General features: G+C 70.8%; 23 protein-coding genes. 11 read left to right on the top strand and 12 right to left on the bottom strand.

Features of this window, described 5'->3' with window-relative positions:
• Window positions 1–121: 121 nt before the first annotated feature.
• From HCC61_RS22780 to HCC61_RS22805, 6 genes are all read left to right on the top strand, one after another.
• Window positions 122–595, top strand: a complete 474-nt coding sequence (locus HCC61_RS22780) for a rhodanese-like domain-containing protein (protein WP_240969223.1) — start codon at window positions 122–124, stop codon at window positions 593–595.
• Window positions 596–747: 152 nt separating this feature from the next.
• Window positions 748–1,674 (top strand): dihydropteroate synthase, encoded by a 927-nt coding sequence (folP, locus tag HCC61_RS22785; RefSeq protein ID WP_169138285.1) that lies wholly within the window; start codon window positions 748–750, stop codon window positions 1,672–1,674.
• Entirely contained in the window at window positions 1,671–2,150 is a 480-nt protein-coding gene (locus tag HCC61_RS22790) for a nuclear transport factor 2 family protein (RefSeq protein WP_169138287.1), read from the top strand. Before folP ends, HCC61_RS22790 begins: the two co-directional genes overlap by 4 nt.
• A 423-nt stretch (window positions 2,151–2,573) precedes the next feature.
• Window positions 2,574–2,933, top strand: coding sequence for a dihydroneopterin aldolase (gene folB, locus HCC61_RS30895; protein ID WP_169138289.1), 360 nt, complete (start codon window positions 2,574–2,576; stop codon window positions 2,931–2,933).
• A complete protein-coding gene (gene folK, locus HCC61_RS22800; RefSeq protein WP_169138291.1) occupies window positions 2,930–3,526 on the top strand; it encodes a 2-amino-4-hydroxy-6-hydroxymethyldihydropteridine diphosphokinase in 597 nt (198 codons plus the stop codon). The genes folB and folK overlap by 4 nt, the downstream gene beginning before the upstream one ends.
• A gap of 14 nt (window positions 3,527–3,540) precedes the next feature.
• Window positions 3,541–4,029, top strand: coding sequence for a DUF3180 domain-containing protein (locus HCC61_RS22805; RefSeq protein WP_169138293.1), 489 nt, complete (start codon window positions 3,541–3,543; stop codon window positions 4,027–4,029).
• 66 nt (window positions 4,030–4,095) lie between these two features.
• Here HCC61_RS22805 and folE read toward each other — a convergent pair whose 3' ends face one another.
• The 6 genes from folE to dacB form a co-directional block, all read right to left on the bottom strand.
• On the bottom strand, window positions 4,096–4,704 hold the full coding sequence (gene folE, locus HCC61_RS22810; RefSeq protein WP_169138295.1) for a GTP cyclohydrolase I FolE: 609 nt from the start codon (window positions 4,702–4,704) through the stop codon (window positions 4,096–4,098).
• A 135-nt stretch (window positions 4,705–4,839) separates the two neighbouring features.
• Entirely contained in the window at window positions 4,840–6,870 is a 2,031-nt protein-coding gene (gene ftsH / locus HCC61_RS22815; RefSeq protein ID WP_169138297.1) for an ATP-dependent zinc metalloprotease FtsH, read from the bottom strand.
• A 170-nt stretch (window positions 6,871–7,040) separates the two neighbouring features.
• Complete coding sequence (hpt, locus tag HCC61_RS22820) at window positions 7,041–7,580, bottom strand: hypoxanthine phosphoribosyltransferase (RefSeq protein ID WP_169138662.1); 540 nt, start codon at window positions 7,578–7,580, stop codon at window positions 7,041–7,043.
• A gap of 84 nt (window positions 7,581–7,664) precedes the next feature.
• Window positions 7,665–8,756, bottom strand: coding sequence for a tRNA lysidine(34) synthetase TilS (gene tilS / locus HCC61_RS22825; protein ID WP_169138307.1), 1,092 nt, complete (start codon window positions 8,754–8,756; stop codon window positions 7,665–7,667).
• Between the two features lie 261 nt (window positions 8,757–9,017).
• Window positions 9,018–10,154 carry a zinc-dependent metalloprotease gene (locus tag HCC61_RS22830; protein ID WP_169138309.1) on the bottom strand — a complete coding sequence of 379 codons (1,137 nt, stop codon included), beginning with the start codon at window positions 10,152–10,154 and terminating at the stop codon, window positions 9,018–9,020.
• A gap of 116 nt (window positions 10,155–10,270) precedes the next feature.
• Entirely contained in the window at window positions 10,271–11,923 is a 1,653-nt protein-coding gene (gene dacB, locus HCC61_RS22835; RefSeq protein ID WP_346777341.1) for a D-alanyl-D-alanine carboxypeptidase/D-alanyl-D-alanine-endopeptidase, read from the bottom strand.
• An 85-nt stretch (window positions 11,924–12,008) separates the two neighbouring features.
• Between dacB and HCC61_RS22840 the strand changes: the two genes are divergently transcribed.
• Window positions 12,009–12,500 (top strand): inorganic diphosphatase, encoded by a 492-nt coding sequence (locus HCC61_RS22840; RefSeq protein ID WP_028432807.1) that lies wholly within the window; start codon window positions 12,009–12,011, stop codon window positions 12,498–12,500.
• 182 nt (window positions 12,501–12,682) lie between these two features.
• Here the strand turns inward: HCC61_RS22840 and HCC61_RS22845 are convergent, their stop codons facing one another.
• The 5 genes from HCC61_RS22845 to HCC61_RS22865 all read right to left on the bottom strand — a co-directional run bounded on the left by HCC61_RS22845 (window position 12,683) and on the right by HCC61_RS22865 (window position 18,527).
• Window positions 12,683–14,338 carry a threonine/serine exporter family protein gene (locus tag HCC61_RS22845; RefSeq protein WP_346777342.1) on the bottom strand — a complete coding sequence of 552 codons (1,656 nt, stop codon included), beginning with the start codon at window positions 14,336–14,338 and terminating at the stop codon, window positions 12,683–12,685.
• Window positions 14,339–14,567: 229 nt separating this feature from the next.
• Window positions 14,568–15,188: a PadR family transcriptional regulator gene (locus HCC61_RS22850; protein ID WP_169138668.1), complete on the bottom strand. Its 621-nt coding sequence runs from the start codon at window positions 15,186–15,188 to the stop codon at window positions 14,568–14,570.
• A 168-nt stretch (window positions 15,189–15,356) separates the two neighbouring features.
• Window positions 15,357–15,941 (bottom strand): DinB family protein, encoded by a 585-nt coding sequence (locus HCC61_RS22855; protein WP_169138311.1) that lies wholly within the window; start codon window positions 15,939–15,941, stop codon window positions 15,357–15,359.
• A gap of 191 nt (window positions 15,942–16,132) precedes the next feature.
• Entirely contained in the window at window positions 16,133–17,590 is a 1,458-nt protein-coding gene (locus HCC61_RS22860; RefSeq protein ID WP_169138313.1) for an aldehyde dehydrogenase family protein, read from the bottom strand.
• 97 nt (window positions 17,591–17,687) lie between these two features.
• A complete protein-coding gene (locus HCC61_RS22865) occupies window positions 17,688–18,527 on the bottom strand; it encodes a helix-turn-helix transcriptional regulator (RefSeq protein ID WP_240969208.1) in 840 nt (279 codons plus the stop codon).
• A gap of 349 nt (window positions 18,528–18,876) precedes the next feature.
• Between HCC61_RS22865 and HCC61_RS22870 the strand changes: the two genes are divergently transcribed.
• Window positions 18,877–19,461, top strand: coding sequence for an ATP-binding protein (locus HCC61_RS22870; protein WP_169138315.1), 585 nt, complete (start codon window positions 18,877–18,879; stop codon window positions 19,459–19,461).
• A 240-nt stretch (window positions 19,462–19,701) separates the two neighbouring features.
• Here HCC61_RS22870 and HCC61_RS22875 read toward each other — a convergent pair whose 3' ends face one another.
• The gene (locus HCC61_RS22875) at window positions 19,702–19,941 is read right to left on the bottom strand and encodes a DUF397 domain-containing protein (RefSeq protein WP_169138317.1); all 240 of its coding nucleotides are present in this window, start codon (window positions 19,939–19,941) and stop codon (window positions 19,702–19,704) included.
• 360 nt (window positions 19,942–20,301) lie between these two features.
• Between HCC61_RS22875 and HCC61_RS22880 the strand changes: the two genes are divergently transcribed.
• From HCC61_RS22880 to HCC61_RS22890, 3 genes are all read left to right on the top strand, one after another.
• Complete coding sequence (locus tag HCC61_RS22880) at window positions 20,302–22,365, top strand: ABC transporter ATP-binding protein (protein ID WP_169138319.1); 2,064 nt, start codon at window positions 20,302–20,304, stop codon at window positions 22,363–22,365.
• Between the two features lie 111 nt (window positions 22,366–22,476).
• Window positions 22,477–23,502 (top strand): rod shape-determining protein, encoded by a 1,026-nt coding sequence (locus HCC61_RS22885; protein WP_169138321.1) that lies wholly within the window; start codon window positions 22,477–22,479, stop codon window positions 23,500–23,502.
• 92 nt (window positions 23,503–23,594) lie between these two features.
• Entirely contained in the window at window positions 23,595–23,801 is a 207-nt protein-coding gene (locus HCC61_RS22890; RefSeq protein ID WP_169138323.1) for a DUF2277 domain-containing protein, read from the top strand.
• Window positions 23,802–23,896 lie beyond the last annotated feature (95 nt).

Raw genomic sequence — 23,896 nt, forward strand, 5'->3', positions numbered from 1 at the left:
AGCCCCGCGGGCACCGCTGCCGCATCCGGCCGGCGGTGCCCCGGCCGGTGCTGCTGCCGCTGCCGGTGTCCCCGGCGGCCCGGACGTCCCGGGCGAACCCGGCCCGAGCCGCGTCGACTCCCTGCTGGAGTCGGTCCGCTCGGGCCTCGCCCGCCTCACCGCCGACGAGGCGGCGCGCGCCCAGCGCGAGGAGGGCGCCCTCCTCGTCGACATCCGCTATGCGGCCCTGCGGGATCAGGACGGCACCATTCCCGGCGCTCTGATCGTCGAGCGCAACGAGCTGGAATGGCGGCTCGACCCGACCTGTCCGCACCGCTCCCCCGAGGCCTTCCCCTCGGCCCATGGGGCCTCGGGCGACCCCGAGGAGTTCGGCCGTCCCGTCGTAGTGGTCTGCAACGAGGGCTACGCATCCAGCCTCGCGGCCCGCTCCCTCCACCAACTCGGGCTGCACCGGGCCACCGACCTCGACGGCGGCTTCCAGGCATGGCGTGCCGCGGGGCTGCCCGTCGTCACGCCCGTGGCCACACCCGAGGCCGGAGCAGCCGCGCCCGAAGCCGCAGCAGGGACCTCAGCAGGGGCCCGCGCCGGCGACTGACACGGACACTGAGACGGGCACTGAGCCCGGCGAGGTTCGGCGCCCGTCGCGGCGCCGGACCCCTGCCACGGGCCGCCACTTGTGCACTTCGCGTGCACCCCGTCGCCCCACCCGTCCCCCCTCGCCGGGACTCGCGCCCTACGCTGGGACACATGAACCCATCGCGTGGCCGTGTCACCGGACTCCCGGACTGGAACCGCTGTGCCGTGATGGGGGTGGTCAACGTCACTCCGGACTCCTTCTCCGACGGCGGCAGGTGGTTCGACAGCGAAGTGGCCGTCAAGCACGGCCTCCATCTGGTCGCCGAGGGCGCGGACCTGGTCGACGTCGGCGGCGAGTCCACGCGCCCCGGCGCACCCCGCGTCGACGAGGCCGAGGAGCTGCGCCGGGTGCTTCCCGTGGTCCGCGGCCTCGTCTCCGAGAACGTCCTCGTCAGCGTCGACACCATGCGGGCGTCCGTCGCCGAGCAGGCCCTGGAGGCGGGCGCGGTACTCGTCAACGACGTCAGCGGCGGGCTCGCCGATCCCCGCATGGTCCCCACGGTCGCGGCCGCGCAGGTCCCCTTCGTCGTCATGCACTGGCGCGGCCAGTCCATCGACATGAACAACCGGGCCGTCTACGGAGACGTGACCGCCGAGGTCGTCACCGAGCTGCGCGCGAGCCTGGACAGGGCCGTCGACGGCGGCGTCCCCCCGGACCGGATCATCGCCGACCCGGGCCTCGGCTTCGCCAAGCAGGCCCCCCACGACCTCCGTCTCGTCGCGGAACTCGGCCGTCTGAAGCGCGAGTTGGACCACCCGCTGCTCGTGGCCGCCTCCCGCAAGCGGTTCCTGGGCCGAGTGCTCGCCACCGGCGACGGCGCGACCGTACCGCCGGCACGCGAACGGGACGCCGCCACCGCCGCCGTCTCCGCCCTCGCCGCCCGCGAGGGCGCCTGGGCGGTACGCGTGCACGAGGTACGGGCCAGCGCCGACGCCGTACGCGTCGTACAGGCCGTCGAGAGCGCCGAAGATCCCCCACCGGACACGGGCGGGGAGACGGACGCGGACACCACCGGCAGCGCGGGGCGGCGCGGGTGAGCCGCGGCGCCAGCACCGACATCGAGGCGGTCGAGGCCGCCAACACGGCCCTGTACGACGCGGTCGAGCACGCCGACCTGGACACCCTGCAAGACCTGTGGATGGACGACGGCATCAGCGTCGTGCACCCCGGCTGGCCGGTGCTCACCGGACGGGACGAGGTGCTGCGCTCCTACGCCCTGATCATGGCGAACACCGACTACGTGCAGTTCTTCCTCACCGACGTCGAGGTCGCCGTCCACGGCGACACCGCCCTGGTGAGCTGCACCGAGAACATCCTCAGCGGCGGCCCCGCCGAGGACGACGGCTCGGCGGGCCCCCTCGTCGGCGGCCTCGTCGTCGCCACGAACGTCTTCCGCCGCGCCGAGGACGGCCGCTGGAAGGTGTGGTCGCACCACGGGTCGCCGGTCCTGGTCGAGCGCGAGGACGAGGACGACGACGAGGGCGGTCTCGACGACGGCGACGTCCAGCTCTGACGCCGCCCGGGGCCCGCGCCGGCACCGCCGGACCCGCGTACACACTGGGCACGAAGCCCGTACGCAGCCTGTACGCAGGCCGTCCACCCTGTGCACACGCTGCGTATACAGCCCGTACGCGTCCTACGCGTCCCATCACACATGCATTCGCGCCACCCCGGGCGGGGCCCGTGCCACTCCTTCGCAGCAGGCCGCTCGGAATGCGAGCGTGGGCGTCGGCGCTGTCGGGTAGGCACCCGCCCCGGGCAGGTACGACGTCCGCTCACGGGTAGATTCGGTGCGGCGGAACGGCCCTGCCGCCCGCCGCGACCAGGCCCGGGGCGGCACCCCGGGCAGACGGGGACCGACAACCGGACACCTGGCCCCGTGCCAGAAGCGGGGCCCAAGACCGCAGGACCGAGACCGAGGACGGGAGTGATACGCGTGGACCACCTCGCACTGCGGGGCCTGCGGGCCCGCGGGAATCACGGCGTCCTCGAACGGGAACGGGAAGAGGGCCAGATCTTCGTCGTGGACATCGAGCTCGGCCTGGACACCCGGCCGGCCGCGGAGGGCGACGACCTCACCAAGACCGTCCACTACGGGGTGCTCGCCGAGGAGATCGTCAAGATCGTCGAGGGAGAGCCCGTCGACCTGATCGAGACCCTCGCCGAGCGCATCGCCGACGCCTGCCTCGCCCATACGCGCGTACAGGTGACCGAGGTGACCGTGCACAAGCCGGACGCCCCGATCACCGTCCCCTTCGACGACGTGACCATCTCAATCAAGCGGAGCCGCGCATGACGCCGAACAGTGACCCGACCGTACAGCCGGTGCCCGCCTCCGTCGTGCGCCAGGTCGATGCGGCAGACACCACCCTCCACAACCCCCAGCAGGCCGTGATCGCTCTCGGCAGCAACGTCGGAAACCGCCTGGAGCGACTCCAGAGCGCCGTCGACGCGCTCGCCGACACCCCGGGCATGAAGGTCCTCGCGGTCTCGCCCGTCTACGAGACGGAGCCGTGGGGCGTCGACCCGGCCAGCCAGGGCTCGTACTTCAACGCCGTCGTGCTCGTGCGTACGACCCTGCCGCCCGGCTCGCTCCTGGAACGCGGACATGCCATCGAGGAAGCCCTCGAAAGAGTCCGGGACGAGCGCTGGGGACCGCGCACCATCGACGTCGACATCGTCGCCTACCAGGACGTCGTCTCGGACGATCCGCTGCTGACGCTGCCTCATCCGCGCGCGCACGAGCGGGCCTTCGTGCTCGTACCGTGGCACGACGTCGACCCGACCGCGGAAGTGCCCGGTCACGGCGCGGTGGCGGAGCTCCTGGCCGCGCTGGGACGCGAAGGCGTCGCAGCCCGTACGGACCTGGAACTCAGCCTGCCCGAGTAGTCGTTGGGAACCCCGTGAAGGAACTGCGTATCCCCGTCCTGGCGGGTGTCTTCGTCGTCGCCGGGGTGCTGGCCTGGGCGGTCGCCCGGCTCTGGAACTCGCTCGGCACGCTGCCCGCCGTGCCGGTGGCCGCTCCGGTCGTGCTGGCGATCATCGCGACCGTGCTGCTGGCCACCGCCCTGTCGTTGCGCTCCCGCCTCAAGGCACAGCGCGAGCGCGAACCTGGCGCGAAGGGTGTGGATCCGATGATGGCGGCGCGCGCCGTCCTCTTCGGACACGCCAGCGCCCTGGTGGCCTCGCTGGTGTCGGGGATCTACGGCGGCGTCGGTGTGGCCCTGCTGATGGATCCGTCCGAGGCGCCGGCCCGTCAGGACCAGGCGATCTACGCGGGCCTGTCCGTCGCGGCCGGAATCGCGGTGGTGGCCACGGCGCTCTTCCTTCAGCGCGTCTGCCGGCTCCCGGAGGACGACGACGATCATCCGGCGGCGTCGCCCACGACCTGAGCCCTGCCTGACCGCGGACGCGCCTGACCATGGGCCCGGCTGAACCGCCCGTCGGTGCGCGCGACTTCAGCGCAGTATCAGGCTCATCGCCTCGGAACGCGTCGCCGCGTCCCGCAGCTGTCCGCGCACCGCGGAAGTGAGCGTCTTCGCCCCCGGCTTGCGTATGCCGCGCATCGACATGCACATGTGCTCGCACTCCACCACGACGATCACGCCGCGCGGCTCCAGTATCCGCATCAGCGCCTCGGCGATCTGCGTCGTCAGCCGCTCCTGGACCTGCGGCCGCCGTGCGTAGACGTCCACGAGACGCGCAAGCTTCGACAGCCCGGTGATCTTGCCGTCGGCGGACGGGATGTACCCGACGTGCGCGACGCCGTGGAACGGCACCAGATGGTGCTCACACGTGCTGAACACCTCGATGTCCTTCACCAGGACCATCTCGTCGTGCCCGAGGTCGAAGGTCGTCGTCAGCACGTCCTCGGGACGCTGGTGCAGCCCGGCGAACATCTCCTTGTACGCACGCATCACCCGCGATGGGGTCTCCAGCAGGCCCTCGCGGTCCGGGTCCTCGCCGACCGCGATCAGCAGTTCGCGTACGGCGTTCTCCGCCCGCTTCTCATCGAAGCCGGGGGGCGGGAGGTCGCGCTCTCCACCGAGCGTCACCGGGTCGGTCATCTCTTGCCTCGTTCCTGTACCTGCACGCAGCCCTACACCTGCACATACAACCGGCCGCGCCCCTCAGGTCTGTCAACCCGGGGGGCGCGGCTCGAATTCCACGGCCCGCTGTGGGCCGTCGCACAGGGACTGCTTCTAGTTCTCCGTCGGATCGACCGGCTCGACGATCGCCTCCGACTCGTGCGGGCCGATCTCCTTGCCGCCGCCCTTCTCCAGGGTCGGCGCCGAGCCGTTCCCGTTGCTCAGAGCGGGCGACGAGACCGGGGGACGCGTCGAGGGCGTACGCCGGGACGAGCCCGTCCAGGCCGGCCGGGTCGGACGCTTGACGACCGGGGCGAAGATCTCGGCGATCTCCTCCTTGCCCAGCGTCTCCTTCTCCAGCAGCGCGAGAACCAGGTTGTCGAGGACGTCGCGGTTCTCCACCAGGATCTCCCAGGCTTCGTTGTGCGCCGTCTCGATGAGGCTCTTGACCTCCTCGTCCACCAGCCCGGCGACCTCCTCGGAGTAGTCGCGCTGGTGGCTCATCTCCTTGCCCAGGAAGGGCTCGGACTGGTCGGAGCCGAACTTGATCGCACCCAGCCGCTCGGTCATGCCGTACTGCGTGACCATGGCACGGGCCGTCGCCGTCGCCTTCTCGATGTCGTTCGCCGCACCCGTCGTCGGGTCGTGGAAGACCAGTTCCTCGGCCGCGCGCCCGCCCAGCATGTACGCGAGCTGGTCGAGCATCTCGTTGCGCGTGGTCGAGTACTTGTCCTCGTCCGGCAGGACCATCGTGTAACCGAGGGCACGGCCTCTGGAGAGAATCGTGATCTTGTGCACGGGGTCGGAGTTGGGCGAAGCCGCCGCGACCAGGGCGTGCCCGCCCTCGTGGTACGCGGTGATCTTCTTCTCCTTGTCGCTCATGATTCTGGTCCGCTTCTGCGGACCGGCGACGACTCTGTCGATCGCCTCGTCCAGATACCGGTTGTCGATCAGCTTCTGGTCGCCGCGGGCCGTCAGCAGCGCCGCCTCGTTCAGCACGTTGCTGAGGTCGGCGCCGGTGAATCCCGGAGTACGGCGGGCCACGGCGCCCAGGTCCACGTCGGGCGCCATCGGCTTGCCCTTCTGGTGGACCTTGAGGATCTCGTGCCGGCCCTGCATGTCCGGACGGTCGACGGCGATCTGCCGGTCGAAACGGCCGGGACGCAGCAGCGCCGGGTCGAGGATGTCGGGCCGGTTCGTGGCGGCGATGAGGATGACGCCGCCCTTGACGTCGAATCCGTCCATCTCGACGAGCAGCTGGTTCAGAGTCTGCTCGCGCTCGTCGTGACCGCCGCCCATGCCGGCGCCGCGGTGACGGCCGACGGCGTCGATCTCATCGACGAAGACGATCGCCGGGGCGTTCGCCTTGGCCTGCTCGAAGAGGTCGCGGACCCGGGAGGCACCGACACCGACGAACATCTCCACGAAGTCGGAGCCGGAGATGGAGTAGAAGGGCACGCCCGCCTCGCCGGCGACCGCGCGGGCCAGCAGCGTCTTGCCCGTACCGGGCGGCCCGTACAGCAGCACGCCCTTCGGGATCTTGGCCCCGACCGCCTGGAACTTGGCCGGCTCCTGGAGGAACTCCTTGATCTCCTGGAGCTCCTCGCAGGCCTCGTCCGAGCCCGCGACGTCGGAGAACGTCGTCTTGGGGGTGTCCTTGGTGATCAGCTTGGCCTTCGACTTCCCGAAGTTCATCACCCGGGAGCCGCCGCCCTGCATCTGGTTCATCAAGAACAGGAAGACCACGATGATGAGCACGAACGGCAGGAACGACAGCAGCATCCCGACGAACGGGTTCTGCTGCTGCGGGGCCACCGTGTAGCCCTTGGTGATCTCGTTCTGCTCGTACTTGCTCTGGAGCTTCTTGGCGAGGTCGACACCCTGGGAGTCGATGTAGCTCGCCTTGATCTTGTCGCTGTCCTCGACCTTGGTGCCGTCCTTGAGCTCGAGCTTCACGATCTGCTCATCGCCAGTCGTGAGCTCGGCGGACTTCACCTTGTCCTGGTCGATCGCCTGGACGACCTGTCCCGTGTCCACCGTCTTGTAGCCGCCGGACGAGCCGACGACCTGCATCAACACGACCACGGCGAGGACGGCCAGCACGATCCACATGACCGGCCCGCGGAAGTATCGCTTCACGTCCATCCATACGGAGCGCGTGCGCCCCGTCCCTCCTGCCACAGTGAGTTGAAAAGGCTGACCTTCGGACGGTACCCCAGCATTGTCTCAGGGTGCCGCCGAGGACGGTCAAACAGAACCGTCTCGGCTCCTCCAACGGAGCGCGGCCCCGCAAGGTTCCCGCTGGCCGCGAGGGCTCAGCCGCCGTAGACGTGTGCGGCCAGCGTCCCTACGAACGGAAGGTTCCGGTACTTCTCCGCATAGTCGAGCCCGTACCCGACGACGAACTCGTTGGGGATGTCGAAGCCGGCCCACTTAACGTCGATCGCCACCTTGGCGGCGTCCGGCTTGCGCAGCAGCGTGCAGACGTTGAGCGAAGCGGGCTCGCGCGACCCGAGGTTGGAGAGCAGCCACGACAGCGTCAGACCGGAGTCGATGATGTCCTCGACGATCAGGACGTGCCTGCCCTTGATGTCGGTGTCGAGGTCCTTGAGGATGCGGACCACCCCGGAGGACTGGGTGCCGGCGCCGTAGGAGGAGACCGCCATCCAGTCCATGGTGACCGGGGTCGACACGGCTCGGGCCAGATCCGCCATCACCATGACGGCGCCCTTGAGCACGCCGACGAGCAGCACTTCCCTGCCCTCGTACTCCTCGTCGATCCTCGCGGCCAGCTCGGCCAGCTTCGCGTCGATCTCTTCCTTGGTGATGAGCACCGACTTCAGGTCGGTGCCCATGTCCTTCTCGTCCACCCGCGCCGCTCTCGGTCGAGGTCCCCGGCCCACGCTGCCGCCGGCCGGCGACCGTCCCGTCGGAGACGGTCAGCCGGTCGGTGTCGACGGGGTCTGTGAGCCATGCCGGATGACCAGTCTGCCACCCTGCCTCGCGGCCTCCACACGCCCGGGCAGATTGATGGCGCGCTGGCCGCGCCAGGCCGTGATCAGCCGGTCGACTTCCTCGAGGTGACGGGCGAAGAGCGATCCCGACGGGGCGCCCGCGGCGACGGCGGCGCGGCGCAGCACACGGCGGCGAACAGCGGACGGGAGCGCATAGAGCCGGGCGGCGTCGAGCTCCACCCCGTCCCAGCCGTCGGTGCCGGGCTGGTCCGTCCGTACGGACCTCTCGGCCTGGAGGGTCCAGGCGTCGAGCGCGTCGGCGTCGTCGCGGGAGAGACGTGCGGTGCGGGCGAGCGCCTCGATGACGCCCTTGCCCAATGCCTTCTCCAGCATCGGCAGGGCCTCGTGACGCACGCGGGAGCGGGTGTATGCCGGGTCGTCGTTGTGCGGGTCGTCCCAGACGGGCAGCGACTGTGCGAGGCAGGCCTTGCGGGTGGTCTGCCGGTCGACGGCGAGGAACGGGCGGCGATAGCGCCCCTCCGGTCCTGTGACTTCGGCCATGCCGGACAGCGAGCGCGTACCGGAACCGCGGGCCAGTCCGAGCAGCACCGTCTCGGCCTGGTCGTCGCGGGTGTGTCCGAGCAGCACGGCCTTCGCGCCGCAGCGGTCGGCCATGTCGTCGAGAGCTGCGTACCGCGCTGTGCGCGCGGCGGCTTCGGGGCCGGTGTTCGTACGGCCGATGGTGATGGCGATCGATTCGACGGGACGGAGACCGAGGGAGGTGAGCCGCCCGGCGACCTCCTGGGCGCGGTCGTCCGATCCGGGCTGAAGCCCGTGGTCAATCGTCACGCCTCCCGCGCGGAGGCCGAGCCGGGGGGCTTCGAAGGCGAGAGCGGAGGCGAGCGCCATGGAGTCGGCGCCGCCGGAACAGGCCACGAGGACGAGCGGGGGCTCGCCTGGGCCGGGGCTGCGGGTGTCGCCGGCTGAGTCACTGACGACTGCTTGTTCACTGAGGACGTCGTGAAGAGCGCGGCGAACCGCCAGACGTATTGCAGCGACCGCGGGGTGGGGACCCATGTCCGAACCACTTCCTCGAAGGAGTTGTCACGCTGAGTGTGTCGATGGTGACAGAGACGGGGGTGTTCCCAGAGCATCGCACGCGGGCCGGCCATTCTCGGTCCCTCGGACGAGTGATTGCCAGGGCTTCCCGTGGTACGTGCCCTATGCGGAGAGTAGCGGCCAGGCAGGTCCGCGGCCGGGTCCTCGCCGGTCGCGGCACGCGTTCGCGGCTGCTGCGAGCGGCCGAGCCGGCGGGCCCGCGGCCGTCGGACGTGCGGCTCAGGAGCGCATGCGCGCGATCCAGTCGGAAGGGCTGTTGATCTCGGACTTCGTGGGGAGCGTGTTGGGCGAGGTCCAGACGCGGTTGAAGCCGTCCATGCCCAGCTCCTCAACGACGGCCCGTACGAAGCGCTCGCCGTCGCGGTACTGGCGCAGCTTCGCGTCGAGGCCGAGCAGCTTGCGCAGCGCCTGGTCCAGGCGTCCGGCGCCGGTGGCGCGGCGCTTCTGGAACTTCTCGCGGATCTCCGTGACGCTCGGCACGACCTCCGGGCCGACGCCGTCCATCACGTAGTCGGCGTGGCCCTCCAGCAGGGACATCACCGCGGTGAGGCGGCCGAGGATCTCGCGCTGCGTGGGGGTCTGCACGAGTTCGACGAGGCCGGCGGTCCTCCCCGCCTCCGTCTTCTCCCCGGTGCCGGCGGCCTGGCCGCGGGCACCGGACAGCGACTGCGCCGCCTCGCGGAGGCGTTCCAGCAGCGTGGACGGGTCCATGTCGGTCTCGCCGAGGAAGGACTGGATCTCGCCCTGGATGTGGTCGCGGAGCCAGGGGACGGCGGCGAACTGGGTGCGGTGGGTCTCCTCATGCAGGCAGACCCAGAGCCTGAAGTCGTGGGGATCGACGTCGAGTTCGCGCTCGACGTGCACGATGTTCGGCGCCACGAGCAGCAGGCGGCCGCTGCCGTCGGGACCGCCGGGCAGGTCGCGGGTCGCCGGCGCGAAGGTCTCGTACTGGCCGAGCACCCGGGAGGCGAGGAAGGACAGCAGCATGCCGACCTCGACGCCCGTCACCTTGCCGCCGACCGCGCCCAGCACGGCGCCGCCCGGGGTGCTGCTGCGGCGTTCCTGCACCTTCTCCAGCAGCGGGGAGAGCAACTCACGGAAGCCGGCGACGTTGGCGCGGACCCAGCCGGGGCGATCGACCACGAGGACCGGAGTGTCCGTCTCCGCCGGGCGGTCGGGCCGCATGCGCGTGAAGCCGCGGACGTGCTCCTCGGAGGAGACCGCGTGGCGACGCAGCTCCGAGACGGCTTCGCGCGCTCCCTCGCGGCTCACTTCGGGGCCCGGCCGTACGAGCCGGGTCGCGGTCGCGACCGCGAGATTCCAGTCGACCATCTCCACACCACCGAGGCTCGTCATGACTTCACGGTACGTGGCACCGGCGCCCTGCGGGAGGCTGCACCCGGAGCCGCAGGTGGGGCGGGGTCCCGGGCCCCCGGAGCGGACCTGGGCGGATGCCCCGCCGGGGCGGGGCGTCAGCCCTCGGACGGCGAGTCGCGGCAGCCGCAGTTGGCGAGGGCGGCGGCCAGGCTGTCCAGGGAGCCCTGGGCGGCCTTGCCGTCGGAGGCGCCGGAGCTCATGAAGGCGAAGGCGAGCATCCGCCCGTCGGCGTCGACGACGGTGCCGGCGAGGGTGTTCACGCCGGTGAGGGTCCCGGTCTTGGCGCGTACGAGACCGGCGCCCTGCTTGGCCTTGTCGCTGCCGTACCTGCTGCCGAGGGTGCCGGTGAAGTGGGCCACCGGCATGCCCGTCAGCACGGGACGCAGCCCGTCGTGGTCGGGGTCGGCGGCGTGCACCAGGACACCGGTGAGCAGCGCCGGGGAGACCTTGTCGCGGCGGTCCAGGCCGCTGCCGTCGGCGAGACGGGCGCCCTTCACGGGGACGCCGAGCTTGTCGAGGCGGTGGCGTACGGCCTTGCCGGCGCCCTTGAAGCTCGCGGGCTCGCCGGCGGCGACCGCGGTCTGGCGCGCCAGGGCCTCGGCGATGTCGTTGTCGCTGTAGGTCAGCATGCGCTCGACCAGCGCGGAGAGCGGGGCCGAGCGGTGCACCGCCAGCTGCGTGACCTTGCCGGGCGCCTTCGTCTCCTCCGGGTCTCCGTCGACGTCGACGCCGTGCTTGCCGAGGGCGTCCGCGAAGGTTTCGGCGGCGTCCTTCGCCGGGTCGGTGGAGCGGGGGGCCGGGCCGTGGGCCGGGCCCCCGCCGCCGGAGCCCGAGGGGTTCTCGAGACGGGCCTCGTCGACCATCAGGGGGCTGACGGGGGCGAGGTTGTCGTTGGTGCCGATGGAGTGCCGGACGGGGCCGCTGTAGCGGGAGGTGTCGTAACGGACCGAGATCTTGCGCTTGTCGGCCCCATCTCTGCCGGCGCCGCTGCCGGAGCCGTGGTGCCCGCGCAGTTCGCGGGCGGTGTCGCGCGCGAGGCCGTCGAGCGCGCCGCGGCTCAGGGTCGGGTCGCCGCCTCCCACGAGCACGACCTCGTCGGAGGACTTGCCGGTGCCCCGTACCGCCCGCGTCTCGATGCGGTGGTCGGGGCCGACGGCGGAGAGCGCCGCGGCGGCGGTGGCCAGCTTGACGGTCGAGGCGGGGGTGGCGGCCGTGTGCGGCTTCGCCGCGTACAGCTTCCGTCCCGTGGCCGCGTCGACGACGGAGACGGCGCGCAGCCGGCCCAAGTCGCCGTCTTTCAGGAGCGGTTCGAGGACGTCGGCGAGCGCGTCCCGGCTGGGCGGCGGCACGCCCGCCGCGCCAGGGGCGTGTGAGGGCCCGGCGTCCCGGCCGCCGCCGGCGGTGTCGCCGCGTACCGCGTCCATGTCGAGGGCGGCGAGCACATCGGGTGCTCCCGGTGCGCCGGGCCCGGTGTGGTTCCCGCCACTTCGCCCGTCGCGGGCGGCGGCCCGGTAACGCTCAGCCGTACGCTGGCCCGAGTCCCACGGTCCGCTCGTGGCCACCGCCGTGACGGCGACCACCAGTCCGAGCGCGGCGGCGCCGGCCGTCACTCGTACGGTCTGCCGCTGCTGCGGAGTCGCGGTCCGCCAGTGCTGCCGGATCCGCCGCCCTTCACTACGGGCGCGGTCGCGGACCATCCGGTATGCCCGGATCGCGGTGTCACGCACCTCCGAGGCGGTGTCACGCACCTCGATCAGCCCCTTTCGCGCCCGTGTACGTGCGTAGGGGACACTTAATCACCAGATACATGTGCTGATCATTGAGGAGCCTTCCTTGGAGTTCGACGTCGTCATCGAGATCCCGAAGGGTTCGCGGAACAAGTACGAGGTGGACCACGAGACCGGCCGCATCCGTCTGGACCGGCACCTGTTCACCTCGACCGTGTACCCCGCCGACTACGGCTTCGTCGACCACACCCTCGGCGAGGACGGCGACCCGCTGGACGCGCTCGTGCTGCTCGATGAACCCACCTTTCCCGGATGCATCATCAAGTCCCGCGCCATCGGCATGTTCCGGATGACGGACGAGGCCGGGGGCGACGACAAGCTGCTGTGCGTGCCGGCGTCCGATCCGCGCATGGAGCATCTGCGGGACATCCACCACGTCAGCGAGTTCGACCGGCTGGAGATCCAGCACTTCTTCGAGGTCTACAAGGACCTGGAGCCCGGCAAGTCCGTCGAGGGGGCGAACTGGGTCGGACGTGCCGAGGCCGAGGCCGAGGTCGAGGCGTCGATCAAGCGGCTTGAGGCGCACGGCGACCACTGAAGCACCGAATCCGGCCGCCGGCGAGCGGGAGCGTACGAACGGTGCAAGCGCGAAGGGTGCGCCCCGGTGAGGGGCGCACCCTTCGTGTGTCCGGGGTCGGTCCGGGCTGCTTCAAGATCCCGCGCCCCCAACTGCGCGGGCCCGCCCGGGAGTCCGTGCGGCCGGCGTCGTGGCCGGTGCGGCTAGAAGCCGCGGGTGCGCTTGGCCGCGCGGCGGCCCGGCAGCGGCGTCTCGACTCCGGGGCTCTTGATGAACAGCCGTGCCAACTCGCCGCCGAGGTTGACGCCGATGGCGATGGCCAGCGCGAGGGCCGCGGCCCTGGAGAGGCTGAGGATGCCCTCGTCGATGTGGCCCTGCGCGATGTTGAGCAGTCCGAAGTACGTGGCGCTACCGGGCAGCAGCGGTCCGATGGCCGCGGTGATGTACGGCAGTGACGAAGCGAACTGGTAGCGGGACATCAACTGCCCGAAGAGGCCCACCAGTCCGGCCGCGGCGACGGTCGCGGGCACGGTGTCCACGTTGACCGGATCGTTCGTCAGGGCGCCGTAGATCAGCCAGGCCACCCCGCCGTTGAGGGTGGCCAGCAGCACGGTGTGACGTTCCTGCTGGAGCAGCAGGCAGAAGGCGAGCGCCAGCAGCATCGCCGCGAAGAGCTGGGTCACGGGGCGCGGGTCGCCTTGTGTGCTCTCCGGGGTCAGCTCCGCGCCCAGTTTGGAACCCACGTACAGCATCACGAGCACGCCGCCGACGATGCCGACGACGAGGTAGACGACCTCCAGCAGGCGGGCGGCGGCGGTGATGTAGAAGCCGGTCAGCCCGTCGTGCACGGCCGCGACCAGCGCCCGTCCCGGGATCAGCGCGAAGAGGCCACCGGTGATGACGGCGGCGGCCTTGAGCTTCGTGTCGTTCGACGAGCCCACGACGGCCACCACGACGCCCATCGCGGCGGGCGGCACGGCGGCCACGGCGAACTGGTAGAACTCCGGCAGCCCGCGCCCCGCGCACAGCCACGCGAGCCGGTCGCCGAGCATCGCCCCGATCGCCGCCAGCAGGAAGACGAGCCCGTCGCCGCCGACGAGCAGCGAGGCGGCGCCGGAGAGGGTGCCGCTGGCGAGCGTCAGGGCGTTCTTGGAGTACGGGTGGCGGTTGCGGCGTATGGCGGCGAGACGCCGGTAGGACTCCTCCAGCGTGATGTCGCCCTTGGTGATGTCGTCGACGAGCCGGAAGACGGCTGCGAGACGCGTGTAGTCCGTGCCGCGGCGGCGCACGGTGCGGCCGACCGTCACCGGGTCGTCGACGAGCGACGGCTGGTGGGTGATGGAGATCAGCGTGAACGTGACGGTGGGCTCGCAGCGGTCCAGCCCGAACGCGTGGGCCACGCCGAACATCGCCGCCTCGACGTCCTCGGCGCCCTCGCCGCCCGCGAGCAGCAGCTCGCCGATGCGGAGCGTGAGGTCCAGCACGCGGGGCACGGCCGGGCCGGACTCGACGTCCTCGGAGCGGCTCGACCGCTCCGGGGCCGGACGCTCCGCGAGCGGCATGCGGATCATCGTCCGCATCCGGTCCTGCCAGGGCACGCCCGGCTTGACCAGCGAGACCCTCGGGATGCCCTCGGGCGGTGTGAACGCGCTGCCGAAATCCGTCGGCGGCGACGTCAACAACCCTTCCGGTACGGCGAATTCGGAGGTGGGCTGATCGTCGTCGGGTATGGGCGGCAGCGGCATGCCCGCGGGCGGTGTGAACGCGCTGCGGACCTCGTCGGCCAGGTGCTGCCGCACCTCCTCGGAGGAATCCCCGTTCTCGGCCGACCGGCCGTTCCGCTTCGGCTCCCCGACCACTTCGTGCCCGCTCCCTCACACTTGCGTCCGCGGCCTCGGCCCGCTTACGCCCGATGGACCGAAGCATAAGGTCGCTCCCGTACAGGGGTCCCGGTCAGGGTGCCCGTACGAGCCCGTCCGACACGCCTGCGACGGTACGGGCGGAGACGGACGGAGGCGAACGCCGGTGGGGGCAGGAGGGGGCACGGGTGGGAACGACGCGTGCACCGGCCGGAGTTGACGGACGGGCTCACTTCCCGGCGTACGGGTTCTGCGCGCCGGGCGGCAGCACGTCCACCCCGCGCTCGCCTTCGCCCGCCATCACGAACGCACCGTCCTCCAGCCGTTCCACCAGGCCCCGCGCCCACTGGGCGCCGCTGTCCGCGTTGTGCACCCAGAGCTTCATGATCTCGCCGATGTGGCCCCACTCCTCGGGGGTGGACTCGTCGGGCGTCCAGTGCCGGGTGACCTCCCGGCGCCACTCCTCCAGGGCCGCGATGCGCTTCTTCAGCAGCGCGATCGCCTCCTCGCGCGGCAGGTCGACGAGGAAGCCGACGCCCGAGGTGAGCATGTCCTGCTTCTCGTCGATCGCCGTGAGCGCGTGCCGCAGCAGGCTCATGAACTCGATCTCGCCGGCGTCCGTCAGCTCGTACTGCGTGCGGGGCGGTCCGCCCGCCGTGCTCGGCGCGGTCTCGTACGGGCGGAGCAGGCCCTGCTTGGCCAGCTGCTTGAGGGCGTGGTAGATCGAGCCGGGCTTGGCGTTGGACCACTCGTGGGCGCCCCAGAACTCCAGGTCGTTGCGGACCATGTAGCCGTGTGCCCGTCCGTGCTGGCGCACCGCTCCCAGCACCAGCAGCCGGATCGCCGACATCGTCTCCCTCTCGCCCTCCGGCACGCACACGCCGCGTGCCTCGCGGGGCGTGCCTCGCGCCGTGCGCCGTACGGCTCGGGCGTCGCGCCGGGCGCGCCCGCGCCGCCGCCAGCCTAGACGGGCGGTACGCGGGCTTCGCCGCAGGCGTCGGGGAGACGGAACCCCCGGCTACTTCAGGGGCTCGCTGCCGAAGGCGGCCCAGTCCGGCTCCGGCATCGCACCCGTCTCGAAGACGAGGTCGAAGGCGCCCTTGCCGTCGATGCTCTCCCGGATGACGTCGGCGTGGCCCGCGTGCCGGGCGGTCTCCTCGATGAGATGCAGGAGCCCGTACTGCCAGGAGCGCTTGCCGCCCTCGTCCCACGGGACCTTCGGGGAGTCGAACGTCTCGTCCAGGGAGCCGATGGCGAGCACGGCCGCGTCGGTCTCCCGCGCGGCCCGGCTGTACAGGTCGAGCAGCGACTCGACCGTCTCGTCCTCGTGCGGCGTGAAGCTGTCCTGCCACTGGGCGGCCTCCGCCGCGAAGTCGTAATCCGCGCCGTCCGCCTGGAACTTGCGGAGCCAGCCGCGCTCCCCGTACGCCACGTGCTTGAGCACCCCGGCGAGCGAGAGCGCACTGGCGGAGGGGACGCTGCGCGCCTGCTCCTCGGTCAGGCCGTGCAGCGCCCGCCGGATCCCGCCGCGCTGGGCTTCGAGATATGCGAGGAGTGCACCGCGCTCGTCTCCGGGGGCCTCGGGCTTCACGACTACGGGCATGGTCGTCACCTTCCGTCAGGAGCCGCCCGGTCCGGCGTCTCTCGGTGTGACCACCACGCTATGAAGGCTTGCGGTCAGGCCGTGTCCTCAAGCGTTTCCGGGTGTCCCGGGTCCCGGTCGCACCATGCGCGGAGCCCGCGTTGAGGGATCGTGCGCGGAGCCCGCGTTGAGGGACCCCGCTCAGGCCGCGTTCAGAAGGGGAAACCGCTGCGGTCGTGCTGGATGGAGATCCACTTCGTGGTGGTGAACGCGTCCACCATCTGCTCGCCGTTGAGCCTGCCCAGGCCGGAGTTCTTCTCGCCGCCGAACGGGACGATGGGCTCGTCGGCCACCGTCGTGTCGTTGATGTGCACCATGCCGGTGTCGATCCGGTGGGCCACGCGCAGGCCCCGGTCGATGTTGCCGGTGTGCACGGCGCCGCCCAATCCGTACGGGGTGTCGTTGGCGACCCGCACGGCCTCGTCCTCGCCGTCCACCGGGATGACGAGGGCGACGGGCCCGAGGATCTCCTCGCGCAGCGCCGGCGATCCGTCGGGCAGGTCCGTGAGCACGCTGGGCGAGACGAGGTTGCCCTGCTTGGTGCCGCGTACGAGAGCGGTCGCGCCCTCCGCGATGGCGCGCTCCACGAGGGAGTTGACCTTGTCGGCCTGCACGGCGTTGATGAGCGGGCCGATCTGGGTGTCCGGGTCGCGAGGGTCGCCGACCTTCAGACTCTCTACCTTCGCGGTGAACTTCTCGTTGAACGCCTTGCAGATGTCCTGGTCGACGATGATGCGGTTCGCCGACATGCACACCTGGCCCTGGTGCACGAAGCGGCTGAAGACGGCGGCGTCCACCGCGTAGTCGAGGTCGGCGTCGTCGAGGACGAGCAGTGCGCTGTTGCCGCCCATCTCCAGGACCGCCCGCTTGAAGTGCGAGGCGGCGACGGTCGCCACCTGGCGGCCGACCGGCTCCGAACCGGTGAAGGCGATGACCTTCGGCACCGGGTGCGAGATGAAGGTGTCGCCGATCTCGGCGGTGTCGCTGATCACGATGTTCAGCAGGCCGGGGGGCAGGCCCGCGTCCTCAAGGATCTTGGCGACCAGCGAACCGCCGCACACCGGCGAGTTCTGGTGCGGCTTGAGTACGACGGCGTTGCCCAGCGCGAGGGCCGGCGTGATCGTCTTCATCGAGAGCAGCAGCGGGAAGTGGTACGGCGTGACGACTCCGACGACCCCCACGGGGACGCGGTGCACGCGGTTCTCCTTGCCGTCGACGGGCGACGGCACGATCCGGCCCTCAGCACGCAGCGCCAAGTGGACTGTCTCGCGCAGGAATTCCTTGGTCTGGTGGATCTCGATGTCCGCCTTGAGGCGCGTGCCGCCGACCTCGGCGATGAGCGCCTCGCTGATCTCCTGCTCGTTGTCCTCGATGATGCGGATCGCACGCTCGAAGACCTGCCGTCTCGTGTACGGGTTGGTCTTCGCCCACTCGCGCTGGTGCCTCTCGGCCGCGCGGTAGGCGTGGTCGACCTCCTCGGCCGTTGCGACCGTGATGGAGGCGAGCTTCTCGTCGTTGTACGGATCGAAGTCGATGACGTCCCAGGAGCCGCTGCCCTGGCACCACTGGCCGTCTATGTACTGAAGCGCCAGGTCCGTGAAGTAGGACATGTCATTCCTTCGTGGGGCAGGAACAAGCTGAGCGATGCCGCCTGGGGCCGCAGCACAGCACAACTCCGTACTGATAACTGGTCATCGTACTTGCAATTCAGTCGAGTTGGCGGATTGCCAGCAGATGGTCGCGCGTACGCGACGGGGAGAGGCTGTCCTTCACCAATCGGCTCAACACCTGGTCATAGTGAGCGACTTCGTCTTTCTTGTCCAGGTAAAGAGCACTGGTCAGCTGCTCCAGATAAACCACGTCGTTGAGATCTGACTCCGGGAAACGCAGCAGCGTGAAGGCGCCACTCTCGGCCGGATGCCCGCCCAGCTCGAACGGGACCACCTGGACGGTGATGTTCGGGGCCTCCGACACGTCGGCGAGATGACGCAGCTGAGCGTCCATGATCGCGTGGGAGCCGAACGGCCGGCGCAGCGCCGCCTCGTCGAGGATGCAGAGGAAGTTCGGGGCGTTCTCACCGAGGAGCAGCTTCTGCCGCTCGACCCGGAGGGCCACGCGCCGCTCGACCTCGTCCTGCGGGATGTGGCTCTGGTGGCCCGCGGTGACCACTGCCTGCGCATACTCCGCCGTCTGCAACAGCCCGTGCACGAACTGCACTTCGTAGGTGTTGATGTGCGAGGCGGAGCCCTCGAGGCCGACGTACGTCTGGAACCAGCCGGGCAGCACATCGCTGTAGCTGTGCCACCACCCGGCTATGCTCGAATCTCTGGCGAGCCCGAGCAGCGGCTCGCGCTCGGTGTCGTCGACCACTCCGTAGAGCGTCAGCAGGTCGGCCACATCGCGGGCCTTGAAGCTCACACGGCCCAACTCCATTCTGCTGATCTTGGATTCGGACGCCCTGATCGAATAACCGGCGGCCTCGCGGGTGACGCCGCACGCCTCACGGAGGCGGCGGAGCTGAGACCCGAGCAGAATGCGCCGCACCATCGACCCACTTGAGCCACTCGCCCCGATTGCGCCGCCGCTCGCACCCATTGCCGGTTGTGTCTCCATTTCGAGAAACCCTTCACCCTGCTCTGAAGGAAGTGTGCCATCAATGCGCTTCGTTGCGTGCCCGTGTGATTACACACGATCGAAAGTCTCTCGTGCACGTGCATCTGCCCTTGCATCTGCCGAGAGCATTGGGAACCATGGGGATCGCACAAGTGCGCTGCATGCCAGCCCAGTTGTGGCACACGGGGAACGGCGTACGAGGAACAGCGAGACCCATCGGGACAGCAAGCCGACCGGATCCACACAGGATCATCACTGCCGCGAACGCCAGGAGTGGCTCGTCATGGGGACCGAAGGATCGACCGTGCTGGAGCCCTTGTGGCGCGGGCTCCCGCACCTCGACCACTCGACCGTCTCCGGGTCCGCCACGTGTGCGCTGCCCGCGCGCTTCGACGCGGTCAGGGGTGCACGGGACTTCACCCGTGAGACTCTTCAACGCTGGCGGCTGGAGGGCGAGTTCGACACGGTCGCGCTGGTCGTCTCCGAGCTGGTGACCAACGCGCTGCGCCACGGGGTGCCGGGTCATGGGGCCCCGGCCAACGGGGCGTCGGGAAGCGGGGTGCCGGGTCACGGGGTACCGGGTCATGGGATGGAGCCGGTACCCCCGGTCCGGCTGGACCTGATGTGCTGGGCGGCACGGCTGGTGTGCGCCGTGCGCGACCCGAGCGGTGCGCCGCCGCGGACCATCGACAACTGCACCGAGTACACGGACTTCACGGCCGAGTCGGGCCGCGGCCTGTGCCTCGTCGAGTCCTTCAGCGACGGCTGGGGCTGGCATCCGCTGACGGGCATGATGCGAGGGAAGGTCGTCTGGGCGCTCTTCCGGCTCACGCCGGTGCGGTCCGTGCAGCCGGGCCCGGACAGATAGCGCGGCGCCGGGCGCAGGTCCGGACGACGTGCGCGGCGTACGGGCGGGACGTGGGGTCCCGTACCGGACGGCGGCTCAAGTCCCGTACCTGCTGGGTGATTTCGGGTGACCGTGGGGTTACGGCGTCGCTGACTCCGTGGGTACGGACGGCTGACGCGCGGTGGATTCGCATGCGTTCGGCTCAACCTCGGCGGCGGGACGTGCGTCTTCCCGGTCGGCCCCGGTGCCGCCGCGGCGGGGTCAGTCCTGTACGAGGTGGTCGAACTCCCCGTCCTTGATGCCGAGGAGCATCGCTTCGATCTCGGCGGGCGTGTAGACGAGCGCCGGTCCGTCCGGGAAGCGGGAGTTCCGTACGGCGATGTCGCCGCCCGGAAGCCTTGCGAACTCCACGCAGGTGCCCTGCGAGTTGCTGTGCCGGCTCTTCTGCCACTCGGCCCCGTGCAGGTCCCTGGCGGCCATGCCGTTGTACGGGTGAGGCACTTGGATCTCCCGGGCTGGTGCGGTGTGGGGTGTCGCACATTGCGCGGTGTACGGACACCGTCGTCCGTCAACTGCCCTGGATCATAACCTCGTTCATGTGCCTATGCATGTGCCGATGCACGTGCACGACGCCCTGTCGCTGCGCCATCACAGCCGGTCAAAGCCCCTTGCGGTCCGCTGATCGTTCATCACCCGGAGTCCTCTGCGCGGACGTTCACGCGCCGCCGGGGCGACCGGACTCCGCCTCCGCCGGTACACGGGAACACCCGGCCCCCACGGCTGTTGACTTAAAGGTCACTTCAACTTCTACCGTCGTGGCCGTACCGCACAGCCGCCCCCGCCGAACTCCCGGGAGAGAGCATGAGCATGGAGACGACCGCGTGGCACGCGCTCTACGCCTCCCGCTTCGCCCAGCACGACAAGCGCCCCTTCTCGCGGGCCACGCTCGCCCGCATCCTCCGCTTCGCGCGCGGCCACCACCGGACCCTCGTCGCGTTCCTCGTCTTCAGCAGCGTCCTGGCCCTTCTCACGGTCGCGACGCCGCTGCTCGCCGGCCGGGTCGTGAACGCCATCAACGGCGGCGCCCCGGTGCGCACCGTCGTCACGCTCTCCTCGGTGATCGCGGCGATCGCCGTCGCCGAGGCCGCCGCCGGCCTCCTCACGCGCTGGCTGTCCGCCCGCATCGGCGAGGGCCTCATCCTCGACCTGCGCAGAGCGGTCTACGACCACGTGCAGCGCCTGCCTGTGGCGTTCTTCACCCGCACCCGCACGGGCGCGCTCGTCAGCAGGCTCAACAACGACGTGATCGGGGCGCAGCGCGCGTTCAGCAACACGCTGTCCCAAGTCGTCAGCAACCTCGTCACGCTGCTGGCGACGCTCGTGGTGATGCTCCGGCTGTCGTGGCAGATCACGCTCGTGACGCTCGTACTGCTGCCGCTCTTCGTGCTGCCCGCCCGCAGGATGGGCGCCCGCTTCGCCCGGCTGGAGCGCGAACGGGCAGACCACAACGCCGCGATGGGCAACCAGATGACCGAGCGGTTCTCGGCCCCCGGCGCCACGCTCGTGAAGCTCTTCGGCCGGCCGCGGGAGGAGTCGGCGGAGTTCGCGCAGCGGGCGGACAGGGTGCGGGACATCGGCGTGCGCACGGCGATGGTCCAGCACGTCTTCATCGCGTCGCTCACCCTCGTATCCGCGCTGGCGCTCGCCCTGGTCTACGGACTCGGCGGCTACTACGCGCTCCGCGGCTCCCTCGACGCCGGCACGGTGGTCTCCCTCGCACTGCTGCTGACGAGGCTGTACGCACCGCTGACTTCGCTCGCCGGAGCGCGGGTGGAGGTGATGAGCGCCCTCGTCAGCTTCCAGCGGGTCTTCGAAGTCCTCGACCTGAAGCCGCTGATCGCCGAGAAGCCGGACGCGATGGCGGTGCCCGAGGGACCCGTCTCGGTCGAGTTCGACGACGTGCGCTTCGCCTATCCGCCGCCGGAGAAGGTCTCGCTGGCCTCCCTGGAGGACGTCGCCACGCTCGACACCCGCGGCGGGGAGGAGATCCTGCACGGCGTCTCCTTCCGCGCGGAACCAGGGCAGTTGGTGGCGCTGGTCGGCTCGTCCGGCGCCGGCAAGTCGACCGTCGCGTCCCTCGCCCCGCGCCTCTACGACGCCGACAGCGGCGCCGTACGCATCGGCGGCACCGACGTACGGGACCTGACCGCGGCCTCCCTGCGCCACACCCTCGGCATGGTCACCCAGGACGGGCACCTATTCCACGACACGATCCGCGCCAACCTGCTGCTCCCCCGCCCCGAGGCCCGCGACGACGAGGTGTGGGACGCGCTGCGCCGCGCCCGGCTGGACGGGCTGGTCGCGGCGCTGCCCGAGGGGCTCGACACGGTCGTGGGCGAGCGCGGCTACCGGCTCTCGGGCGGCGAGCGGCAGCGCCTGACCATCGCGCGGCTGCTGCTCGCGCGGCCGCGGGTCGTGATCCTCGACGAGGCGACCGCCCATCTCGACTCCACCTCGGAGGCCGCCGTGCAGGAGGCGCTCGGCGAGGCGCTCGCCGGCCGCACATCCGTGGTGATCGCGCACCGGCTGTCGACCGTACGGGCCGCGGATCTCATCCTCGTGCTGGAGGGCGGTCACATCGTGGAGCGCGGTACGCACGAGGAACTGCTCGCGCTCGGCGGACGGTACGAGCAGCTCTACAGAACGCAGTTCAGCGAGCGGCCGCCGCTGCCGGAGGGCACGGTGCCGGACGGATCAGTGCCCCGGGAGTCAGTGCCCCGGGAGTCAGTGCCGCAGGGATCAGTGCCGCAGGGATCAGTGCCGAACAGGCAGCTTCCGGACGGACCGCTGCCGGAGGGCGCGGTGCCCGGGCTGCGGTCCGGGCTGCGCCCCGCCGGCGGGCCCGCCGCACCGCCCGCCGAGTAACCCGCGCAGAGCAGCCCAGCGGGCGGCGGCGACGGGCCGAGTGCACGCTGAGGTCAGGGTCGCCACGCGCGGGCGGACCCCTCCAAGGCACCGGCAAGGATGGGGATCACCGTGAGCAAGCCTCTTGACCAGCTGCGCCGTTGCTCGGTCGCCGTCGACGTCGGCTCCGCCCGCACCCGTGTCCACATCAAGGACGCGGGGCTCGTCGTGGACGAGCCGTCAGTCGTCGCCGTCAACACGTTCTCCGGAGCGCTGATCGCCGTCGGCTCGGCCGCCGAGCGCATGGACGGCCGGACACCGGCCCACATCCGCGTCGTACGTCCCGTCAGCAACGGCACGGTGATCGACATCGAGATGGCCCAGCGGATGCTGCGGGCGCTGGTCGGCACCTCCGTACGGCGTGCGTGGCGGCGCCGGGGCGCCATGCAGCGCGCGGCCGTCACCATTCCGCACAACGCGGATCCCCTCGCCCGCACCGCCGCCGTCGAGACACTGACCGGGGTGGGCGCGAAGCAGGTGGAGCTGGTGGACACGCCCACCGCGGCCGGTGTGGGCTGCGGCCTCCCCGTCGAGCAGCCCGAGGCCACCATGATCCTGGTGTGCGGAGCCACCACCACGCAGATCGCGGTGCTCTCGCTCGGCGCGATCGTCTCCGCCACGACAGTGCCGATGGGCGGCGACACCATCCACCACGCCGTCGTCCAGCACCTGCGCAACCACCACGAGTTGATCCTGCCGAGCCAGGCCGTACGCCCGCTCCACCTGGCGCTGACGGGCGAGGGCGGCGCGGCGCAGGCGACGGAGGTGTGGGGCAGGGACGTCGCCACCGGCATGGCACGCACCGTGTACATCGACCCCGACGACGTGCGGGCGGCCATACAGGCCCCGCTGATCGGGCTCTCCGACGCGATCCGGAGCGTCCTCCACGACTGCCCGCCCGACCTGGTCGCCGACCTCGCGGACCGCGGAATGATGCTGGCGGGCGGCAGCGCCCTGCTGCCCGGGCTCGACGAACGGCTGCGCGCGGGCACGGGGATGCCCGTGCACATCGCGGACCAGCCGTCCCTCAGCGCGGTCAACGGCCTCGCGGCCATGGTCGAAGGGCAGGTAACGCCATTGAACATCGAGGTCCACTGAGCCGTCCGCGGCAGGCCCGCCCCCCGCGGGGCAGCGGGCACGCGGTGCCCGGACGGTGTCGCCGGCGGCCCGCACGGACGTAGCGTCGGAGTATGTGCAGAAACATCAAGACACTCCGCCCGCCCTACGCCGAGACGGTCACCGAGGACGACATGCGGGCCGCGGCCCTCCAGTACGTACGCAAGGTGTCGGGCTTCCGGCATCCCGCGGCGCACAACGCCGAAGCCTTCGACAAGGCCGTCGAACGAGTAGCTGCGGCGACCGGCGAACTGCTTTCGTCACTGGTCGTACGGGGCTGAAGACAAACAGATACTCGGACGGCATGCTGATCGGGAAGTCGGGTAGCTGCTTCCTGATCTGAACCAGAATGAAAGGTCCACAGCGTGCCGGATAA

Source organism: Streptomyces sp. HNM0575, from assembly GCF_012726265.1.
In the GTDB taxonomy this organism is placed as follows: domain Bacteria; phylum Actinomycetota; class Actinomycetes; order Streptomycetales; family Streptomycetaceae; genus Streptomyces.

Excerpts from the sequence above, each read along its gene's own strand:
- folP (WP_169138285.1), top strand. The coding sequence starts at position 748 with ATGAACCCATCGCGTGGCCGTGTCACCGGACTCCCGGACTGGAACCGC.
- folK (WP_169138291.1), top strand. The coding sequence starts at position 2,930 with ATGACGCCGAACAGTGACCCGACCGTACAGCCGGTGCCCGCCTCCGTC.
- folE (WP_169138295.1), bottom strand. The coding sequence starts at position 4,704 with ATGACCGACCCGGTGACGCTCGGTGGAGAGCGCGACCTCCCGCCCCCC.
- ftsH (WP_169138297.1), bottom strand. The coding sequence starts at position 6,870 with ATGGACGTGAAGCGATACTTCCGCGGGCCGGTCATGTGGATCGTGCTG.
- hpt (WP_169138662.1), bottom strand. The coding sequence starts at position 7,580 with ATGGGCACCGACCTGAAGTCGGTGCTCATCACCAAGGAAGAGATCGAC.
- tilS (WP_169138307.1), bottom strand. The coding sequence starts at position 8,756 with ATGGGTCCCCACCCCGCGGTCGCTGCAATACGTCTGGCGGTTCGCCGC.
- HCC61_RS22830 (WP_169138309.1), bottom strand. The coding sequence starts at position 10,154 with ATGACGAGCCTCGGTGGTGTGGAGATGGTCGACTGGAATCTCGCGGTC.
- HCC61_RS22850 (WP_169138668.1), bottom strand. The coding sequence starts at position 15,188 with ATGTCGGCGATCCGGCTGCTGGTGCTGGGAGCGGTGCGCCAGCACGGA.
- HCC61_RS22855 (WP_169138311.1), bottom strand. The coding sequence starts at position 15,941 with ATGCCCGTAGTCGTGAAGCCCGAGGCCCCCGGAGACGAGCGCGGTGCA.
- HCC61_RS22860 (WP_169138313.1), bottom strand. The coding sequence starts at position 17,590 with ATGTCCTACTTCACGGACCTGGCGCTTCAGTACATAGACGGCCAGTGG.
- HCC61_RS22865 (WP_240969208.1), bottom strand. The coding sequence starts at position 18,527 with ATGGTGCGGCGCATTCTGCTCGGGTCTCAGCTCCGCCGCCTCCGTGAG.
- HCC61_RS22870 (WP_169138315.1), top strand. The coding sequence starts at position 18,877 with ATGGGGACCGAAGGATCGACCGTGCTGGAGCCCTTGTGGCGCGGGCTC.
- HCC61_RS22880 (WP_169138319.1), top strand. The coding sequence starts at position 20,302 with ATGAGCATGGAGACGACCGCGTGGCACGCGCTCTACGCCTCCCGCTTC.
- HCC61_RS22890 (WP_169138323.1), top strand. The coding sequence starts at position 23,595 with ATGTGCAGAAACATCAAGACACTCCGCCCGCCCTACGCCGAGACGGTC.